Raw genomic sequence first — 16,074 nt, forward strand, 5'->3', positions numbered from 1 at the left:
CATTCAACAGAACCCGATCGCCAGGTCGGAGTGTTCAAGTGAGGTAAAATGAAAAAAATTCTCGGTACCATTGCATCCGTGGCGATGCTTGCAAGCGGCCCCGCCTTTGCGGACGGCTATCCCGATCAGGCCGTGACGCTGGTTGTCCCCTATGGCCCCGGTGGCGCATCGGATCTGGCCGGTCGCGCGCTGGCCGATACCGCGCAGCCCTATCTGGGTCAGCCGGTGACGGTGATGAACAAGCCCGGTGCCGGTGGCATGTCCGGCGCCCGCGCCGTGACCGAAGCCGATGCGGATGGCTATACCCTGCTGCTGGCCCGCGTCGGCATGGCGCTGTCGCCTGCCGTGACGCCGGATTCGGCTGTGGCGTGGGATTCCTACACCTTCCTCGGCGCGCTTGAGGCGACGCCGATGATCCTCGCAGTGCGCGGCGATGCCCCCTACGACACCCCCGCCGACCTGATCGACGCGATCAAGGACAGCAAGGGTCGCATGACCTATGCCGCCTCGGGCGCGACGGCCATCGACGGCTTCACCACGCAGTCGCTGCTGGCGGACAACGATCTTGACCCGCTGACCGCCGCGACGCTGATCCCCTACAAAGGCGGCGGCGCGCTGGCGACGGCTCTGCTGGGCGGGCACGTCGATTTCGTGGCGATGGCCGCGGCCTCGCTGATGCCGCACATCCAGAGCGGCGACATGAAGGCCCTGATGGTCTTCGCACCGGCCCGCATGGATACGCTGCCGGATGTGCCGACCGCTGCCGAGCTCGGCTATGAAAAGGCCGGTCAGGTTGCTGGGTGGAGCGCGCTATATGGTCCCAAGGATCTGCCGGAAGACGTCGTTGCCAAGTGGCATGACGTGCTGGGCAAGGTTGCGACCGACGAGAAGTGGCTGGAGCTGGCCAAGCGTCGCGGCTCGATCTCGACCATCGGCACCGTCGACATGAGCGATTATGCCAAGGCACAGTACGAGCTGTTCAACGGCATGGCGAAAGACTTCGGCTACCTGCCGAACTAAGCCGACACCCCCGGCGTGGCCCCATCTGCGGGCCACGCCAGCCTTTGCCCGTCTGTTCGGGATACCCTTCCCCCACTGCTGGAGCTTCCCCATGGCCAAGCCCGTTTTCCGGGGCCTATTGGTTGCGGCATTCTTTGCCCTCACCCTGTTTGTCCTGATCCCCCCTTTCGTGCCGCGCCCCGCCTTCATCCCCGGCTTTGCACCGCCGCCCGACATGTGGCCGCGCACCGTCTGCATCACCGGCATTGCGCTTGGCCTGATCTCGGCCCTCGCGGGCGTGCTTGGCCCCCGGATCGCGGATGAGCCTGTCGACACCGACGGCAGCAGCCGCGCCCGCATGATCGCGCGCTTCATCGGCGTCGTGGCCTGTTTCGCGATGTTCCTGATCGTGGTGCCCTATGTCGGCTTTCTGGTCGGCACGATTGCCCTGACCCTCGCCGCGATCCTGATGACCGGAGAGCGTGGCCGCTGGCTGTGGACCCTACTGCTGGCCGTCGGCGGGCCGATCCTGATCCTGCTGTTCTTCCATTCGGTACTTGGCACACAGTTCCCCAAGGGCCTTCTATCCAAGCCGTTCGGCTTTTGACCGGAGAGACCGATGCTACATGAAATTCTGAGCGCGCTTGTCGAGGTTGCCACCTTTCAGAACCTGCTGATCATGATCGCGGGCATCTGGGGCGGCGTGATCGTCGGTGCCATTCCGGGCATGACCGGCACCATGGCTGTGACGCTGGCGCTGCCGTTTACCTTTTACATGCAGCCGGTGCCCTCGATCCTGCTGCTGGTCGCCCTCTACAAGGGCTCGACCTATGGCGGGTCGGTGTCGGCCATCCTGATCAAGACGCCGGGCACGGCATCGGCTGCCTGTACCGCGCTCGACGGCTACCCGCTGGCGCAGCAGGGCAAGGCCGGCAAGGCGCTGAACATGGCGCTCTATTCCTCGGTGATCGGGGATTTCGTCTCCAACATCTCGCTGATCTTCTTTGCCGCGCCGCTGGCCCTGCTGGCGCTGAAGGTCGGGCCGCCCGAATACTTCATGCTGATGCTTTTCGCGCTGACCACCGTAGCCGGTGTGTCGGGTGGGTCGCTGCTGCTCGGGCTGATCTCGGGTGGGCTGGGGCTGCTGCTGGCGACGGTGGGCGAGGATATGTATGGCTCGTTCCGCTTTGCCTTTACCAACGACATGCAATCCGGGCTGGCCATCGCGCCGGTGCTGATCGGGCTGTTCGCGCTGCCCGAGCTGATCAAGCTGATCGTGCTGCGCGCCGCCCACAAGGACGAAGCCGCCAAGCTGGGCGACCAGAAAGTCACGCGGGCCGAGTTCATGGGCTCGTTGCGCACGATCCTCAAGGGCAGCGCCATCGGCTCGATCATGGGGGCAATCCCCGGCATCGGTCCGTCGGCGGCAGCGTTCTTTTCCTATGGCGAGGCGCAGCGCAGCTCCAAGAACGGCAAGAACTTCGGCAAGGGCGAGCTTGAGGGCATCGCCGCGTCTGAATCCGCCAACAACGGTGCCTGCGGTGCGACAATGATCCCGCTGCTGGCGCTTGGCGTGCCGGGGGATGTGATCACCGGCGTCATGCTGGGGGCCTTCATGATCCAGGGCCTGACCCCCGGGCCGCTGCTGTTCCAGACCAACATCCACGAGGTTTACATGCTGCTGATCGGCATGCTGGTGTCCTCGGTCCTGCTGTTCTTCGCGGGCAAGATCACCATGCGGATGTTCTCTTACGTGTCGCACATCCCGCAGACGCTGCTGACGCCGCTGGTGCTGCTGCTGTGCCTGTTCGGGATCTACTCGATCTCCTCCAGCATGTTCGACGTGGCGGTGCTGCTGGGCATGGGGCTGGTCGGTTTTGGCATGTTCCTGCTGAATATTCCGGCGGCGCCCTTCCTGATCGCCTTTATTCTCGGCCCGATGCTGGAAGAGAACCTGCGCCGTGCACTTGCCATTTCGCGCGGCGATCCCAGCGTGCTGGTCTCCTCTCCGATCACCTGGATCTTCTCGGTCCTGATCCTCTTCGTGATCACCATCACGGTCCGCCGTGAAATTCAGAAAAGCAAAGACAGAAAGGCTGTTGCGGCATGAGCATGCAAAGTCACCCCTCCTATCTCTCCGATGACATGCTGGCGCGCGCCAAGGCGCAACTGGCGACGTTGATCGGGTTTGATACGGTGTCCAAGCGCAGCAACCGCCCCCTGATCGACCACATGGCCGCCTATCTGGGCGACCTCGGGGCCGACATCACGATCCTGCCTGACGAGAGCGGCGAAAAGGCCAACCTGATCGCCCGCTTCGGCCCTGCGGATGTGCCCGGCCTCGTCTGGTCGGGCCACACCGACGTGGTGCCCGCGGACGAGCCGGAGTGGGAGAGCGACCCCTTCGAGATGATCGAGCGGGACGGCTATCTGTTCGGGCGTGGCACCTGCGACATGAAGGGCTTTGCCGCCTGCGTCATGGCCGTCGCGCCCGAGTTGGCGCGCGCGCCTCTGTCCCGCCCGGTCTACCTGTGCTTTTCCTATGACGAGGAGGTCGGCTGCCTCGGCGCGCCGGCCATCGCGCGCCACCTCGCGGCCCTGCCAGTATCACCGGAGTTCGCGATCATCGGCGAGCCGTCGATGATGCAGCTGATCACCGGCCAGAAGGGCAAGATCGCAATGCGCGCCGAAATCACCGGCACCTCCGGGCATTCGTCCTTCGCGCCGCAGCACGTCAACGCGATCGAGCACGCCGCCGAGGCCATCGGCCGCATCGCCGCCCGTGCCCGCCGCTACCTCTCTGAAGGGCCGTTCGACCCTGATTTCACCGTGCCCCATGCCACGATGCTGACCACGATGATCGACGGCGGTGTCGCGACCAATATCACCCCCGACAGCGCCGGTTTCACCTTTGAGCTGCGCTCGATCAGCGGCATGGACCCGGAGGCTGACATGGACGCTCTGCTGGCCGAGATCGAAGCCGAAGTTTGCGTGCCCATGGCCGCAAAGGCGGCGGGCACCGGCATCCGCTTTGACCGCCTCTTCGCCTATCCGGCGATGGGGGATGCGCGCGACACCGCAGGGTTTGCGCGCTACGCCGATCTGCTGCCCGAATGGGGCGGCAAGGTATCTTTCGGCTCAGAAGGCGGCGTGTTCGAGCAGATCGGCGGGGTTCCGGCGGTCATTGTCGGCCCCGGCTCGATCGATCAGGCGCACAAGCCGAATGAATTCGTTGCCCTTGAGCAGTTGCGCCAGTGCCTCGGCTTCCTCGGATCGCTGATCGAGGCAATTTCCGAGCCGCCCACGGCCGGCTGATCCCCCACCGCACGGGGCGTCTGCATCCCATCCGGGACGCCCCGTGACATTTGCAGCGATGTTCGCCAAAATGGGATCATCGCTGCAAACAGAACTGAGGGATGAATGCCGTTCAAGACATGGCTACGGGACAGGACGCAGGCGGCGGCAGAGGCCGGGTCAGACCACACCGCCCAAAGGGATCTGCCCGCAGGCCGCAAAGGGACCTCGTCTGACATCCGGACCACGACCCGTCTGACAGAGGTGCCGCCCTTTGCGCTCCCCGAAGGCCCGTTCCGGTTTATCGCTCTGGATGTCGAAACCGCCAACTCCGATGCCGCCAGCATTTGCCAGATCGGTCTGGCCTGCGTGCGCCATGACGGCACGGTCCATGTCACCAGCAGCCTCGTCGATCCGGAGCAGCGCTTTTCCGGCTTCAACGTGACCCTGCATGGCATCGGCCCGGATGAGGTCCGTGGTGCCGCGACATTTCCCGTCGTTCTGGCACAGATCGCGCCTCTGCTTGGGCAACAGCTCATCATCCAGCACAGCCCCTTCGACAAGCGCGCCATGTATGCGGCCTGCCGCAGCTATGGCATCGCGGAGCCTGACTGGAGCTGGGCCGACAGCGTGCAGATCGCCCGACGCGCCTGGCCGGAATTTCGCGGCAACGGCGGACATGGGCTTGGCCACCTCAAACAGGCGCTGTCGCTGGATTTCGAGCACCACGATGCGGGCGAAGATGCCAAGGCCGCCGCGCTCGTCGTGTTGCTGGCCGAGGAGCGCACCGGCCTGACCCTCGCCGAGATGATCGCCCCGCCGCGCAAAAAGACCTCGAAAACAGCGCAGTCCGCCTCACCTCTCGCCACACTGCGCAAACTGGACGCGCTTGTGGCGCGACTTCAGCAGACACGGCCCTTGTCGCAGGCCGAGGTCGCGCAACTGCGCCGAGAAAGCGGCCTGCCAACGCCCCCCTCCGCAGAGGGCGTCAGTGCGCAACTCGTCGCCTCCGATCATGACCTCTGCGAACAGGTCGAGCGTCTTTCGCTGGCCTGCCATGCCCATTTCGAGACCGGCGAAATCCCCGCGTCCCATACCGCGTGGCGCGTCGCCATCCTGCTCAGCAAGGGTCGGCACGCAGAGCAGGAGCGTGCCTTCCTGACCGCATGGTGCCGCCATTTCGCAGGGCACAGCGGCGGGCGATTTGAGGCTCTGGCGGTGCGGGCCCGCAAGCGCACCCTCTGAGGGGCCTTCGACGCGCCCGACAACAGCGCCTGCCCCCCCTCGCGTCATGCCCCAGCGCTCCTGCAGCTTGACAAACAGCCCCCCAAGACAGAAATTCCCGCCCGAACGGTTCCCCACGGGATGAAAAGGGAACCCGGTGCCGCAGCTTGCCCTGCGAAATCCGGGACTGCCCCCGCAACTGTAAGCGCGCGTTCCGATCCAATCGCCGCAGACGGCGAGGCCACTGCATCTTTCGATGCGGGAAGGCGGTGTCGGAACCATGCCCGCGAGTCAGGAGACCTGCCGTTCCGGCCCCGTGATCACGCGGGTCTGACACCTCTATGACCACCGGACGGGGCGTCCGGAAAAGGAGCATCAATGTCTCGCATCTCTCGCGGCCCCCGCCGCACAATCGGCATGCTTGCGGGCCCTCTGCTGGCGCTCTCTGCCACTCAGGCCCACGCCCAGCCGACGCAGTATCCCGTCGACATCCGCAATTGTCAGCGCACCGTCAGCGTCGATGCGGCCCCCGAACGGGCGGTGTCCATCGGGCAGGGGACGACGGAAATCCTGCTCTCCCTCGGGCTGGCTGAGCGCATCGTCGGCACCGGGATCTGGCTGGCGCCGCTGCCCGCCGCGCTGGCCGAAGCGGGCAATGCCCTGCCGCGCCTTGCGGACAACTCCCCCAGCTTCGAGGCCGTGCTGAACACCCGGCCCGACTTTGTCGCAGCCCAGTGGGTCAATGACATCGCCCCCGAACAAGCGCGTGTCGCAACCTTCGATCAATTCGCGGATTTCGGCGTCACCACCTATGTCTCGCCCGCCGAATGCGCCAAAAGCGACTTCAGCGCCGGCAGCGGGGACGGTGCTCGCTCGCAGGCCTGGAGCATGGACCTGCTGAACCTCGAAATCGCAGAGCTGGCGCGCATATTTGACGTGCAGGACGCGGGGGACGCGCTGATCGCCGCCAATGCCGCGCGGATCGACAGCGCCGCCTCTCACGCCGCCACCCTGCAGGCCAGAGACGTTTCGGTGCTCTACTGGTTCTCCTCGCCGCAGATCGACGGCGAGGCCTATGTCGCCGGGCGTTTCGGGGCCCCGGCGTGGATTTCCGATGTCGTCGGCGTGCGCAACGTGATCACCTCGGACGAGGAATGGCCCCTCGTAGGCTGGGAAACCATCAGTGGCCTCGACCCCGACGTGATCGTTCTGAGCACCATGGAGCGGCGCAACCTGCCCGGCGATGATGTCGCGGCCAAGCGCGCATTTCTGCAGACCGATCCCGTTGCGAGCCAGCTGAGCGCGGTGCGCAACGGCCACCTGATCGAGATGTCAGCGCAGTCGATGAACCCGACCCTGCGCGCCGTCGACGGCGTCGAGACCCTCGCCGATGGCCTGCGCCTGCAGGGTCTGACCGAGTGATCGCCACCTCCCGCAGCGCGCTGCATCAGCATGCGGTGCTGAGGCTGGGTCCGTTCCTGCTGCTCGCCATCATGGCGCTGCTGGCGGTGACGGCGGCCGCGGTTCTGATCGGGGAAATCGTCGTGACACCGCAGGAGGTGGCCCGCACCCTAGGCAATCGCCTCCTCGGTCTCGACATGGCGGTCGACCCCATCCACGAAGGCATCATCTGGCACTACCGCCTCAGCCGCGCGGCCGTGGCCATCTGCTCCGGTGCGGCGCTGGCGATCTGCGGCACCGTTCTGCAAGCGCTGCTGCGCAACCCGCTGGCCGAGCCCTACCTGCTGGGGATTTCGGCAGGCGCCTCCACCGGGGCGGTCGCGGTCATCGTGCTGACGCTGGGGGCCGGGGCGCTGACGGTCTCCGCAGGGGCCTTCGCCGGGGCCGGTCTGGCCTTCGCTTTCGTCGCCATCCTCGCCTTCGGCTCCGGTGGCGGGACCGAGCGGATCATCCTTGCCGGGATTGCCGGGGCACAGCTGTTCAACGCCGCGACCTCTTTCATCGTCACCTCCTCGGCCAGCGCCGAGCAGACCCGCGGGATCATGTTCTGGCTTCTGGGCAGCCTCGGCGGGGTGCGCTGGCCCGATGCGGCTATCGCCTTTCCGGTCACGGCGCTCGGGCTGGCGGTCTGCCTCTACCGCGCGAGGGCCCTCGATGCCTTCGCCTTTGGGGAGGATGCCGCCGCCTCGCTCGGGGTGGAGGTGTTGCGCGTGCGGGTCGAGCTGTTCGCCCTGACCGCCCTGCTGACGGCGGCAATGGTCAGCATCGTGGGCGCTGTCGGCTTTGTCGGACTGGTGGTCCCCCATGCCACGCGGTTCCTCGTCGGGCCGTCGCATGGCCGCCTGATCCTCGCCTCGGCCCTTGCGGGAGGCGTCTTCATGGTGGCCGCCGATGTGCTGTCGCGCGTCGTGCTGCCCGGGCAGGTCCTGCCCATCGGCGTGATTACGGCGCTGTTCGGCGCACCTGCCTTCGCCTTCATTCTCTGGCGGTCGCGGGGCACGCGATGACCCTGCGCACCGAGGATATTTCCTGGAGACCGTCTGCACCGCCCCCTTTGTGCACGGCGTCACCCTGCGCCTGCCCGACACGGGCGTTCTGGCGCTGGTCGGGCCGAACGGCTCGGGCAAGTCCAGCCTGCTGCGATTGCTGGCCGGGCTGCGCCAGGGCACCGGCGGCGCGGCCTATCTTGATGACCGCCCCATCCAGAGCTTTCGTCGCGCAGACCTGGCCCGGCGCATGGCGCTGATCGAACAGCAGGCCACCACCATGATCGTGAAACGCGTCGAAGGACGGTCAAGAAAACCGGAAATGTGCTGACGCATTTGGGCTCGGGTCCCGATAAATCCGAACGTGTCTAAGATGTGTGGGCGCGACATTCCAGCCCTTGGCCACCAGTCGCACCTTGCACCGGAGGAGGCTGGCGGCAGCCCTTTCGCGCGGTCTTGCGAGGCGCAGCATACCACGGCGCACCAACTTGAAGGGCGGAGAGCTGTCGTTCGCAGCAATCGCAAGTTTGGTAAAAGGCCCCCTTCTTACTACAATGACATTAACCAGAACCACGAGCCTCGCGCTGCCGACCGGACGAGACTGTCCAGCAGAAGCCCGTAGGCCCTCATTGCATCACATATCGACCCCTCGGCGATTGACATTCTGACCTCCAAGGCCGCGACATTTTCGATATCCACCGGGATCCCATAAGGGGTGCGGTGGTATTCGCATTTTGGCGACAGCCCGGATACCGGCAGGTCGGGGTCGCTGTTTTCCGGGCTGGAAGAAAATGTCTGGCTGGCGAGAAAAGCGAGTAGGTCCTGGCGACCTTCAAGGGCCCGTCTGACGACCTGCAATCGGGTGTCGGCGGGATCGGGCGGCGACACGCGCGACGTTCCCAGAGCTAGAAACTGCGGCGCGCTTTCGTTTCGGGTGGTGAGCGTGGTCGCGGGTATTTCGACCGACCTGAAAGCATGTGCGTCCGGCTGCGTGATCGCCGTTTCATCGCGATAGTCTCGCCATATGCGAAGATCGCGGACACCAGCCGCGGGATCCTGGCGCAGGGCAAGCGCGCCCAGAACATCGGTTTCACCGTCCCACGCGAAGGTGGCAGATGGTGCCAAGGGCCGTTCCACGCCGTCCCAAGTGGCGACCCACTGCGTGAGCGCCGGCGTCTGCGGCGCGGGTGCGGCGGGCTTTGGCGCATAGACAGTAAAGCTGCCTTTTCGATAGACCACATTGAGGTGCGGGAAAATCCAGCTTTCCCGACAGCTTGCCCAGGCGATACCGTCCCCGCAGCTTTGCGCAGTCAGATCGTAATCGATGGGCAACCCCAGCGCGGCTTCGCACAGCATCTGCACGCCGGGTGTCCCGGCGGCGTCATCCGATGCAAGGACACAGCGATACTCTTCTGTTGCCAAAGGACCGGCGCGTTTGCGACCTGTCACGGCGTCTTGCAGGGCGTTGAGGGCGGCGGTTGCGGACCAGACGGCAGGCGGGATCCGCAGCGATACCTTGTCCGCAGGGACGGTCAGCTTCTGCTCATAGACAGGAAGCGGCACCCCGAAATCCGGTAGCGCTTGGATGGATGACATCTGACGTGACATCTCTTCGACGTCCTGCAGGCCCCGCTCGATGGCATCACCCGGGCTGCGGGCAGCGAGCCGCGCAGCCCAAGCGTCGAATTTCAGGTCGGCCAATCGTTTCCGGACGGGATCTGGCGGCTCGCTTGCGGCGGTGTCATGAAGGGTGACGTAGTCGTCGAAGGCCTTGTCGGCGTCGGCGCTGGCTTTGCTCGCGACAGTCTGCGCCACGTCTGCCGCGGCCTTCAGGTGGACCGCGATAAAGGCGTCGGCTTTCGCCACTGTCACACGGGTGCCAGCGCTGCTGCCTGTCGAGCGAAACAGCGCATCGAGATCCTTGAAGGCGAGGGTCAAACCTTCTGAGAATACGGCGTAGTTGGCGTCATCTTCAGCGTAGACACCGGCGTACAGCGCCATGCTACTCAGAAACGGCTGGCGTTCGCGGTTTTTCTCCATCTGTGCCGCGGCCAGATCCAGATCACCTTTGATCCGCTGTTCAACCTCTGCCCGGTCGGTCGTGCCGAACGCCCAAGCCCATGGATGCCGGTCGGCAAGGTCATGGAAGGTCAACGCCCCCTCACTCCATCGCAGATCGTCGATGTAGCGGGCGGGCTCGATGCGTGGGGGCGGCGGAAGTCCGGTCCACCGGGTCGAAGGCACCAGGAGTTCTGCCGCGACAATCGTCCCGACCACCGCCACAAAGCCGCCCATTCTGTGCCACTCCGCCCGTGTGAACATGCGCGGTTCGCTTTGGCTGCCCTCGCGGTAGAAGGCATAGGAAAGACCGATCACGACCAAGGCTGAAAACCCGTACCAGAACATATCAGACCGCCAGCCGCCAGATGACCTGCACCACGCGGTAAACGTAGTAGGTGATCATCAGCGTGCGCGGGCGGGCAAAGAACAATTCCAGGATTCCCGGCATACGCGCATCGCGCCGTGGCTCAGATGCATGCGCCTGCGCGTGTTCGCGCGCCCGCGCGCGCTCGCGGTCAGCAGCGGCGGATAGCGCACCGTGGCGATCAAGGACGCGGTGCAGCCAATCGTATTGCTGACGTTCCCACGGATGGTTTCCGAAATGGCGGGTCCATCCAAAGGTGTCATCCAGCAGCGCCAACAGATCCGGGGTCATCCAGTCCGCATAGGTCGGCCATCTGATACCACTGTTGCCGCCCGATGCTTCGGCGATGTGAAAGCGTAACTGGTTGTCGAGGTTCTGAAATTCGTCCAGCGCCTGAATGTCTTCGCGCTGCAGGATCGGTTTGCAGGTTTCCACCATATCGTCGGCGTTCGCGTCAAACGCAGCCTTGAGATCAGCCATGGCCACGCCCACGGGCGACAGGTCGACCCAGGCTTTCTGGTGCCTGTCGAAGTACGAGCCGTGGTCGTCCTTGTATGCCTCGTTCTGTTCGTGCTGAAATTTCTCCAGGACGTCGACGGGCGCCGCTGCCGCGTTCCGATCAAGGACCGACGCGAACAGCGCTTGGACCGTGTTGAAGCTGCGCGCGGTGTAGGCATTCATGGGTCGCACCTGCAACAGGCCGATGTCGTTGGCCAGGGCGCGGATCAGATCGTCAGTCAGCCACGCCGGGCGCGTCCCTTCTATCGGCTCCCATACCGGTTTGGTGTGCCGACGCTCTTCGGGATCGGTGGCGGCAAAAATGAATTCGGTAATCTGGTCGAGGAAAGCATCGGCGTCGTGCTTGTCCAATGCGATGCGGGCTTCGGCGAACGCGGGGACCCTCGTCGCTGCGTCAGGACCACCGGCGACCATCCAGCGGATCACGCTCTCGCTCAGCTTGCCCTTCGGCGAGGTATCAAAGTTCCAGTTCAGCGCGTCGTCGTAGTGCCATTCGATCCGCCGCACCGGCATGAGAAGCTGACTGCCGGTCTCTGTTTCCACCGACGTCTTCGCGGGCGCTTCGGCAATCGGCAGCTGTACAGGAACCGTGCGGCGGGCCTGTTCGAACGCCTCACGTAATTCCATGAAGGCGGCGCGGTCATCTTCGGGACGGGTGACCTTGAGAAGCCGGGCGTAGGCGGATTTGACGTCCGATTGCGTTGCGGTATCGCGGCTCAGGCCAAGAACCTTGAACGGATCAGTCAAAGACACTGCTGCCTTCGATACTCTTGAGCATCCCCTCGATCCTGCTCCTCGTGTGAGCGATCAGGCGTTTGTCATAGGTGCGCAGCGCCTCTTCGAACTCACCCAGCAACATCCCTATCTCTGTCCTTTGACGACCCAGGGCATTGCCGTAGGCCGCAGTGACATGCGAGATCAGCGCCTCGTTGACAGCGTCCTCGCGCGGGTGGATCTTAATCCGCTCCAGTTCCTTGAACCGTTTCGCGATTGCCTCGGCACTCATGGCACCGGGCGCGTTTTCGATGATCAGCGTCTTGGTTTCTTTCGTGGCCAGCGTCGTCGCGATGACCTCCAGCACCCCGGAACTGTCGTAGGTGAACCGCACGTCCACCTTTTCATAATCCGCCGTGTTGTAGGGCAGCGTGATCTTGTAAGACCCAATCCGAATGTTGTCGCGCACATAGGGCGCTTCGCCCTGATAGATGTTCAGATGCAGCTGCGTCTGCCCAAGCTGAACCGTCTCAACCATCTGGTTGCGGCTGGCCGGGATGGTGGTGTTGCGTTCGATCAGCGGCATGAAGAGCCCGTTCTCGAAGTGGCCGTCAGCACCGGTCTTGCGCGACGTCTCGAACCCCAGCGTGAACGGGCACACATCTGTCATCACGACATCGTCGAGCGCCACATCACGCGAGACCAGTCCGGCCTGCACAGCCGCCCCCAAGGCAACCACGGTATCGGGATCGAGGGCGTATTCGGGAAAGCGTTTGAACAGCCGCGTGATCAGATTGCGCACCGAGAGCATCCGCGTGGCGCCCCCGACCATGACGATCCGGTCGATCTGGGATGCGGACAGACCGGCATCGCCGATGGCCCGCTGCAACGGGACTTTCATACGGTTCACAAGGTCTGCGGTCAGGTCCTCGAACGTGTCGCGCGACAGGCTGAGGATGCGCTCCTCCTCCGCGTGTCTATATGACAGAGAGACGCGCGGCTCATCCGACAGAAGGTGCTTCGCGTGATCGGCGACGGCGCGCAGGCGCGACAGTTCGGACGCTTCGATGTCGGACAGTTTGAGCCCCAGCGTTTTCGCGAAATAAGTGACGATCCGGTCGGTGAAGTCCTCCCCCCCAAGAAACGCATCGCCCGCAGAAGCCCTCACCTCCATCACGCCGGAAAACATTTCCAGGATCGACACGTCGAATGTGCCGCCGCCCAGATCGACAATCAGAAAGGTGTTTTCAGCCTCTTTGTCCTGCAGCCCGTAGGCAAGCGCGGCCGCGGTCGGCTCGTTGATCAGACGGCGGACAGTCAGTCCCGCCAACTTGGCCGCCGTGATCGTCGCCTTGCGCTGAATGTCGTTGAAATACGCAGGCACGGATATCACTGCCTCGGAGACTTCCTGGCCCAAAAACACCTCTGCATCGGCCTTGAGGGCGCGCAGGACAAAGCTGGACAGATCTTCGGGGCTATAGGCCTTTTTCTTGAGCAGGGTCGTCTTGCTCGTCCCCATCAGACGCTTGAACCGCGCTGCGGTGGCGCCGGGACTGTTGATCAAATGGTCCTTGGCAGAGGCACCCGTAATAACGCGTTCCTGCCCATCCATATGTACTGCGGAAGGTGTGAGGGTCGCGCCCATCGAATTAGGGATCAGAACTGGACCCTGTTCAGTGAATACCGAAACGAGAGAATTCGTCGTCCCAAGGTCGATGCCGATGATCATTTTGGAGAACTCTGAAGCGACCATACAGAATTGTTGATTCTGACCGGACGACGCGGGGAGAATTCGTTTTTTCAAAGTATCGCCAAGCACGATTCTTCACAATCGAAATTGCAAAATGAACTGCACCAGAGTCGCGTTGTGACATCGCCTTAAGCAACTTTACCTTTTCCTCTTCTTCTCCTGTCGCCCCCCGCATTTTATTCGTTCGATATCAGCCGAAAGCTCATCAGGACCCCAAAATGCGACCCGCACGGGAGGGTCGGAGACGAATGGCCGCTTCTGGCCATTCGGTCCGTAGTCGCTCGGTCAATTGCCCCCTTGCGCCGTCCGGTATCTGCGCTTGACGGTCGTAGGAGCGCTGCACAGCGTCTTGCAAACGGGGCTCTTTCCGGTCCATCGCAGTGGCCGCCACGAACGCTCAGAACTGTTTCCAGATGCAATCTTGCTCTGTATTCTGGCGGCTACGTCAGCGCGGTTCCTAGGGATTACCGGGTGTAATCAATTATTTATTTCGCATCCCAATGAATCGACTATCTGACTTTTTCCGCTTTGGATTTTTGCCGGGCCGAAAGGAACATGGGTGCATCGAAATGGCGCTCCCATGCGCTGCCCTAAGGAAACAGACATGAACGTACATACCAACCCGCTTGCGGGAACGGAGGAGCTTTGCCTCCCGCCCTCTGACGTGTAGGACAGCAATGCCAAAGCCGGGCGCACCTGCGCGTTCGGCTTTGGCCAAACGAACATCCTCAGCGATCAAATCCCTTGTCAGACGCCAGGCAAAACGGAACCGCCTGCCACAGGTCGGACGCCAATCGCGCTTAGGCGGTCTGCTCACCACTGCCTTGGGCGTCTTGGCCGGCCCTGCAGACTCTACTTCAGCGCACCAAAACGGTCTTTGAGGTCAGACATCGCATTGATGTATGGTCCTGGGCCATAGCTGACGCGAGAGACGCCGAGATCAGCGACACTGGCGATGGACGTCAGCTCGCCCATCATCATGACATTCACAGGCAGGCTGACGGCATCCACGATTGTCTGGATCAGCGCATGATCGGTCAGCCCGGGAACAAAGAACCCGTCTGCACCAGCGTTCTTGTAGGCGGCCTCGCGTGCGATGGCTTCGCCGACCCGCATCGCATGGGTTGAAGGATCCGTCCCGAGAAACAGATCCGTCCGCGCATTGATGAACAGGTCAACCCCTTCCTCGTTCGCGGCCTGCCGCACAGCTTTGATCCGCTCGATCTGATCCTCGACGGCATAAAGCCCTTCACCCTGAACGATCTGATCTTCAAAGTTGATGCCGACCGCGCCCGCCTGGATGATCCGGCGCACGTTCTCTGCAACCCGGTCGGGGGCGACGGCATATCCCCCCTCAAAGTCTACGGTGACAGGCAGATCACTGCTCTCCGCAATGCGTTCAACGATCTGAACGACCAGATCCAGCGGAATGTCCTCGCCATCCTCAAAGCCATGCGCCGCAGCCATCGACCAGCTTCCCGTTGCGACTGCCTTGGCACCAGACTCCGCCAGAGCCTTAGCACCGCCAGCGTCCCAGATATTGTAGAGCACGAGCGGTTCGCCCTTGATGTGAAGCGCCCTGAACGGCTGTGCCTGATGCGTCATTCTGCATGTTCCCTGGATGTTGAGCGGTAGTGTCGTTCGATCTCCAGCAGCTTCTGCTTGCGCCACAGGCCACCGCCGTATCCCGTCAGCGATCCATCGGCGCCGATAACCCTATGGCAGGGCACGACAAGCGCGATCTGATTGGCTCCATTGGCGCGTGCCACCGCGCGGCTGGCAGAGGGGCGCCCAAGGCGTCTGGCGATGTCGGAGTAGCTGCGGGTCTGCCCGGGCGGGATCCGCCGCAGCTCCTCCCAGACGCTGCGGGCAAAGGACGATCCGCCATAGGCAAGCGGCGTCAGGAAATTGGCAGAAACCCCGTCAAAAAAGGCAGCAAGCTCGCCTCTGATTTGCTCTCCGGGTGGCGTTTTGCCGACCCCGATCTTGCCTTTGGCAAAGGCATCCAGCTTGCCCAGCTCAGCTTGCAGGGCCTTGCGGTCGATGAATTCCAGCAGATGCAGCTGAGACTGGCTGCAAACCGTGATCATGTTTCCGAGCGGCGTTTCAATCCAGTTGGCAAAGAGGATCGGCGTGCTGTCCAGCCTGCCCGGCGCACGGCCCAGAAGCTTTGCAAACGACACCCTGAACGCGCTGGCGGATTCGAACCCGGCGTCCAGCTGCGCATCGATCACCCGCCCACCGTCCGAGATCGTCGCAAACCCATCGCGCAGCCGGCGCTGTCGGGCCATCTCAAGAAACGTCATCCCGAATTGCCGTTTGAAACTGCGCCTCACCGTCGAGAGGTCAAAGCCCATGCGGTCAATGTCGCTCTCTGACCAGCGATACTCCGGACGCTCATCCAGCGCCGACAGAAGCGCGGCAATCGCCGGGTCGGCGGAGGCCATCGGCTGCAGCGGATGACACCTCTTGCAGGCACGGAAACCGGCCTCGATGCACGCACCAACCGACGCGTAGAAGGTGCAGTTTTCCGTCTTGGGCTTGCGCGCGGGGCAGGTCAGCCGACAGAAAGTGCCGGTCGTCGCGACGCCAACATACGCCTGCCCATCATAGGCCGCGTTGCGGTCCAGCAGCGCTTGATACAGCGTGTCGTGATCTGGGAGGTCAAATAACATGCCGGAACCTTAGCCGCTTGGCCGAAG

At 63.5% G+C, this 16,074-nt stretch carries 13 protein-coding genes and 1 riboswitch; of the genes, 8 read left to right on the forward strand and 5 right to left on the reverse strand.

The window, feature by feature from the left end; genetic code table 11:
- Positions 1 to 48 precede the first annotated feature (48 nt).
- The 8 genes from F3W81_RS14890 (at position 49) to F3W81_RS14925 (ending at position 8,295) form a co-directional block, all read left to right on the forward strand.
- Positions 49 to 1,020 (forward strand): Bug family tripartite tricarboxylate transporter substrate binding protein, encoded by a 972-nt coding sequence (locus tag F3W81_RS14890; protein WP_193079910.1) that lies wholly within the window; start codon positions 49 to 51, stop codon positions 1,018 to 1,020.
- A gap of 91 nt (positions 1,021 to 1,111) precedes the next feature.
- A complete protein-coding gene (locus tag F3W81_RS14895) occupies positions 1,112 to 1,606 on the forward strand; it encodes a tripartite tricarboxylate transporter TctB family protein (protein WP_193079911.1) in 495 nt (164 codons plus the stop codon).
- 12 nt (positions 1,607 to 1,618) lie between these two features.
- Complete coding sequence (locus F3W81_RS14900) at positions 1,619 to 3,109, forward strand: tripartite tricarboxylate transporter permease (RefSeq protein WP_193079912.1); 1,491 nt, start codon at positions 1,619 to 1,621, stop codon at positions 3,107 to 3,109.
- Positions 3,106 to 4,314, forward strand: coding sequence for an acetylornithine deacetylase (gene argE, locus F3W81_RS14905; RefSeq protein WP_193079913.1), 1,209 nt, complete (start codon positions 3,106 to 3,108; stop codon positions 4,312 to 4,314). The genes F3W81_RS14900 and argE overlap by 4 nt, the downstream gene beginning before the upstream one ends.
- 105 nt (positions 4,315 to 4,419) lie before the next feature.
- Positions 4,420 to 5,538 (forward strand): exonuclease domain-containing protein, encoded by a 1,119-nt coding sequence (locus F3W81_RS14910; protein WP_193079914.1) that lies wholly within the window; start codon positions 4,420 to 4,422, stop codon positions 5,536 to 5,538.
- Positions 5,539 to 5,627: 89 nt separating this feature from the next.
- Positions 5,628 to 5,839, forward strand: a riboswitch (cobalamin riboswitch).
- A gap of 56 nt (positions 5,840 to 5,895) precedes the next feature.
- The gene (locus F3W81_RS14915) at positions 5,896 to 6,939 is read left to right on the forward strand and encodes an ABC transporter substrate-binding protein (RefSeq protein ID WP_193079915.1); all 1,044 of its coding nucleotides are present in this window, start codon (positions 5,896 to 5,898) and stop codon (positions 6,937 to 6,939) included.
- A 71-nt stretch (positions 6,940 to 7,010) separates the two neighbouring features.
- A complete protein-coding gene (locus F3W81_RS14920) occupies positions 7,011 to 7,985 on the forward strand; it encodes a FecCD family ABC transporter permease (RefSeq protein ID WP_193083914.1) in 975 nt (324 codons plus the stop codon).
- Positions 7,986 to 8,034: 49 nt separating this feature from the next.
- Positions 8,035 to 8,295, forward strand: coding sequence for an ATP-binding cassette domain-containing protein (locus F3W81_RS14925; RefSeq protein ID WP_193079916.1), 261 nt, complete (start codon positions 8,035 to 8,037; stop codon positions 8,293 to 8,295).
- 218 nt (positions 8,296 to 8,513) lie between these two features.
- Here the strand turns inward: F3W81_RS14925 and F3W81_RS14930 are convergent, their stop codons facing one another.
- From F3W81_RS14930 to F3W81_RS14950, 5 genes are all read right to left on the reverse strand, one after another.
- Complete coding sequence (locus F3W81_RS14930; protein WP_193079917.1) at positions 8,514 to 10,370, reverse strand: hypothetical protein; 1,857 nt, start codon at positions 10,368 to 10,370, stop codon at positions 8,514 to 8,516.
- Position 10,371: 1 nt separating this feature from the next.
- Positions 10,372 to 11,655, reverse strand: a complete 1,284-nt coding sequence (locus F3W81_RS14935) for a J domain-containing protein (RefSeq protein ID WP_193079918.1) — start codon at positions 11,653 to 11,655, stop codon at positions 10,372 to 10,374.
- The gene (locus F3W81_RS14940; protein WP_319022264.1) at positions 11,648 to 13,375 is read right to left on the reverse strand and encodes an Hsp70 family protein; all 1,728 of its coding nucleotides are present in this window, start codon (positions 13,373 to 13,375) and stop codon (positions 11,648 to 11,650) included. The genes F3W81_RS14935 and F3W81_RS14940 overlap by 8 nt, the downstream gene beginning before the upstream one ends.
- An 849-nt stretch (positions 13,376 to 14,224) precedes the next feature.
- Positions 14,225 to 14,977, reverse strand: coding sequence for an isocitrate lyase/PEP mutase family protein (locus F3W81_RS14945; protein WP_193079920.1), 753 nt, complete (start codon positions 14,975 to 14,977; stop codon positions 14,225 to 14,227).
- Positions 14,974 to 16,047: a bifunctional transcriptional activator/DNA repair enzyme AdaA gene (locus F3W81_RS14950; protein ID WP_193079921.1), complete on the reverse strand. Its 1,074-nt coding sequence runs from the start codon at positions 16,045 to 16,047 to the stop codon at positions 14,974 to 14,976. The genes F3W81_RS14945 and F3W81_RS14950 overlap by 4 nt, the downstream gene beginning before the upstream one ends.
- Between the last annotated feature and the right edge of the window lie 27 nt (positions 16,048 to 16,074).

Source organism: Pseudooceanicola spongiae (assembly GCF_014899185.1).
Lineage (GTDB): Bacteria > Pseudomonadota > Alphaproteobacteria > Rhodobacterales > Rhodobacteraceae > Pseudooceanicola > Pseudooceanicola spongiae.

What these genes read in the sequence shown, in the direction of transcription:
- F3W81_RS14900 (WP_193079912.1), top strand. Translation starts at nt 1,619, where the DNA reads ATGCTACATGAAATTCTGAGCGCGCTTGTCGAGGTTGCCACCTTTCAG.
- F3W81_RS14915 (WP_193079915.1), top strand. Translation starts at nt 5,896, where the DNA reads ATGTCTCGCATCTCTCGCGGCCCCCGCCGCACAATCGGCATGCTTGCG.
- argE (WP_193079913.1), top strand. Translation starts at nt 3,106, where the DNA reads ATGAGCATGCAAAGTCACCCCTCCTATCTCTCCGATGACATGCTGGCG.
- F3W81_RS14945 (WP_193079920.1), bottom strand. Translation starts at nt 14,977, where the DNA reads ATGACGCATCAGGCACAGCCGTTCAGGGCGCTTCACATCAAGGGCGAA.
- F3W81_RS14930 (WP_193079917.1), bottom strand. Translation starts at nt 10,370, where the DNA reads ATGTTCTGGTACGGGTTTTCAGCCTTGGTCGTGATCGGTCTTTCCTAT.
- F3W81_RS14910 (WP_193079914.1), top strand. Translation starts at nt 4,420, where the DNA reads ATGCCGTTCAAGACATGGCTACGGGACAGGACGCAGGCGGCGGCAGAG.
- F3W81_RS14895 (WP_193079911.1), top strand. Translation starts at nt 1,112, where the DNA reads ATGGCCAAGCCCGTTTTCCGGGGCCTATTGGTTGCGGCATTCTTTGCC.
- F3W81_RS14950 (WP_193079921.1), bottom strand. Translation starts at nt 16,047, where the DNA reads ATGTTATTTGACCTCCCAGATCACGACACGCTGTATCAAGCGCTGCTG.
- F3W81_RS14920 (WP_193083914.1), top strand. Translation starts at nt 7,011, where the DNA reads ATGGCGCTGCTGGCGGTGACGGCGGCCGCGGTTCTGATCGGGGAAATC.
- F3W81_RS14940 (WP_319022264.1), bottom strand. Translation starts at nt 13,375, where the DNA reads ATGGTCGCTTCAGAGTTCTCCAAAATGATCATCGGCATCGACCTTGGG.
- F3W81_RS14890 (WP_193079910.1), top strand. Translation starts at nt 49, where the DNA reads ATGAAAAAAATTCTCGGTACCATTGCATCCGTGGCGATGCTTGCAAGC.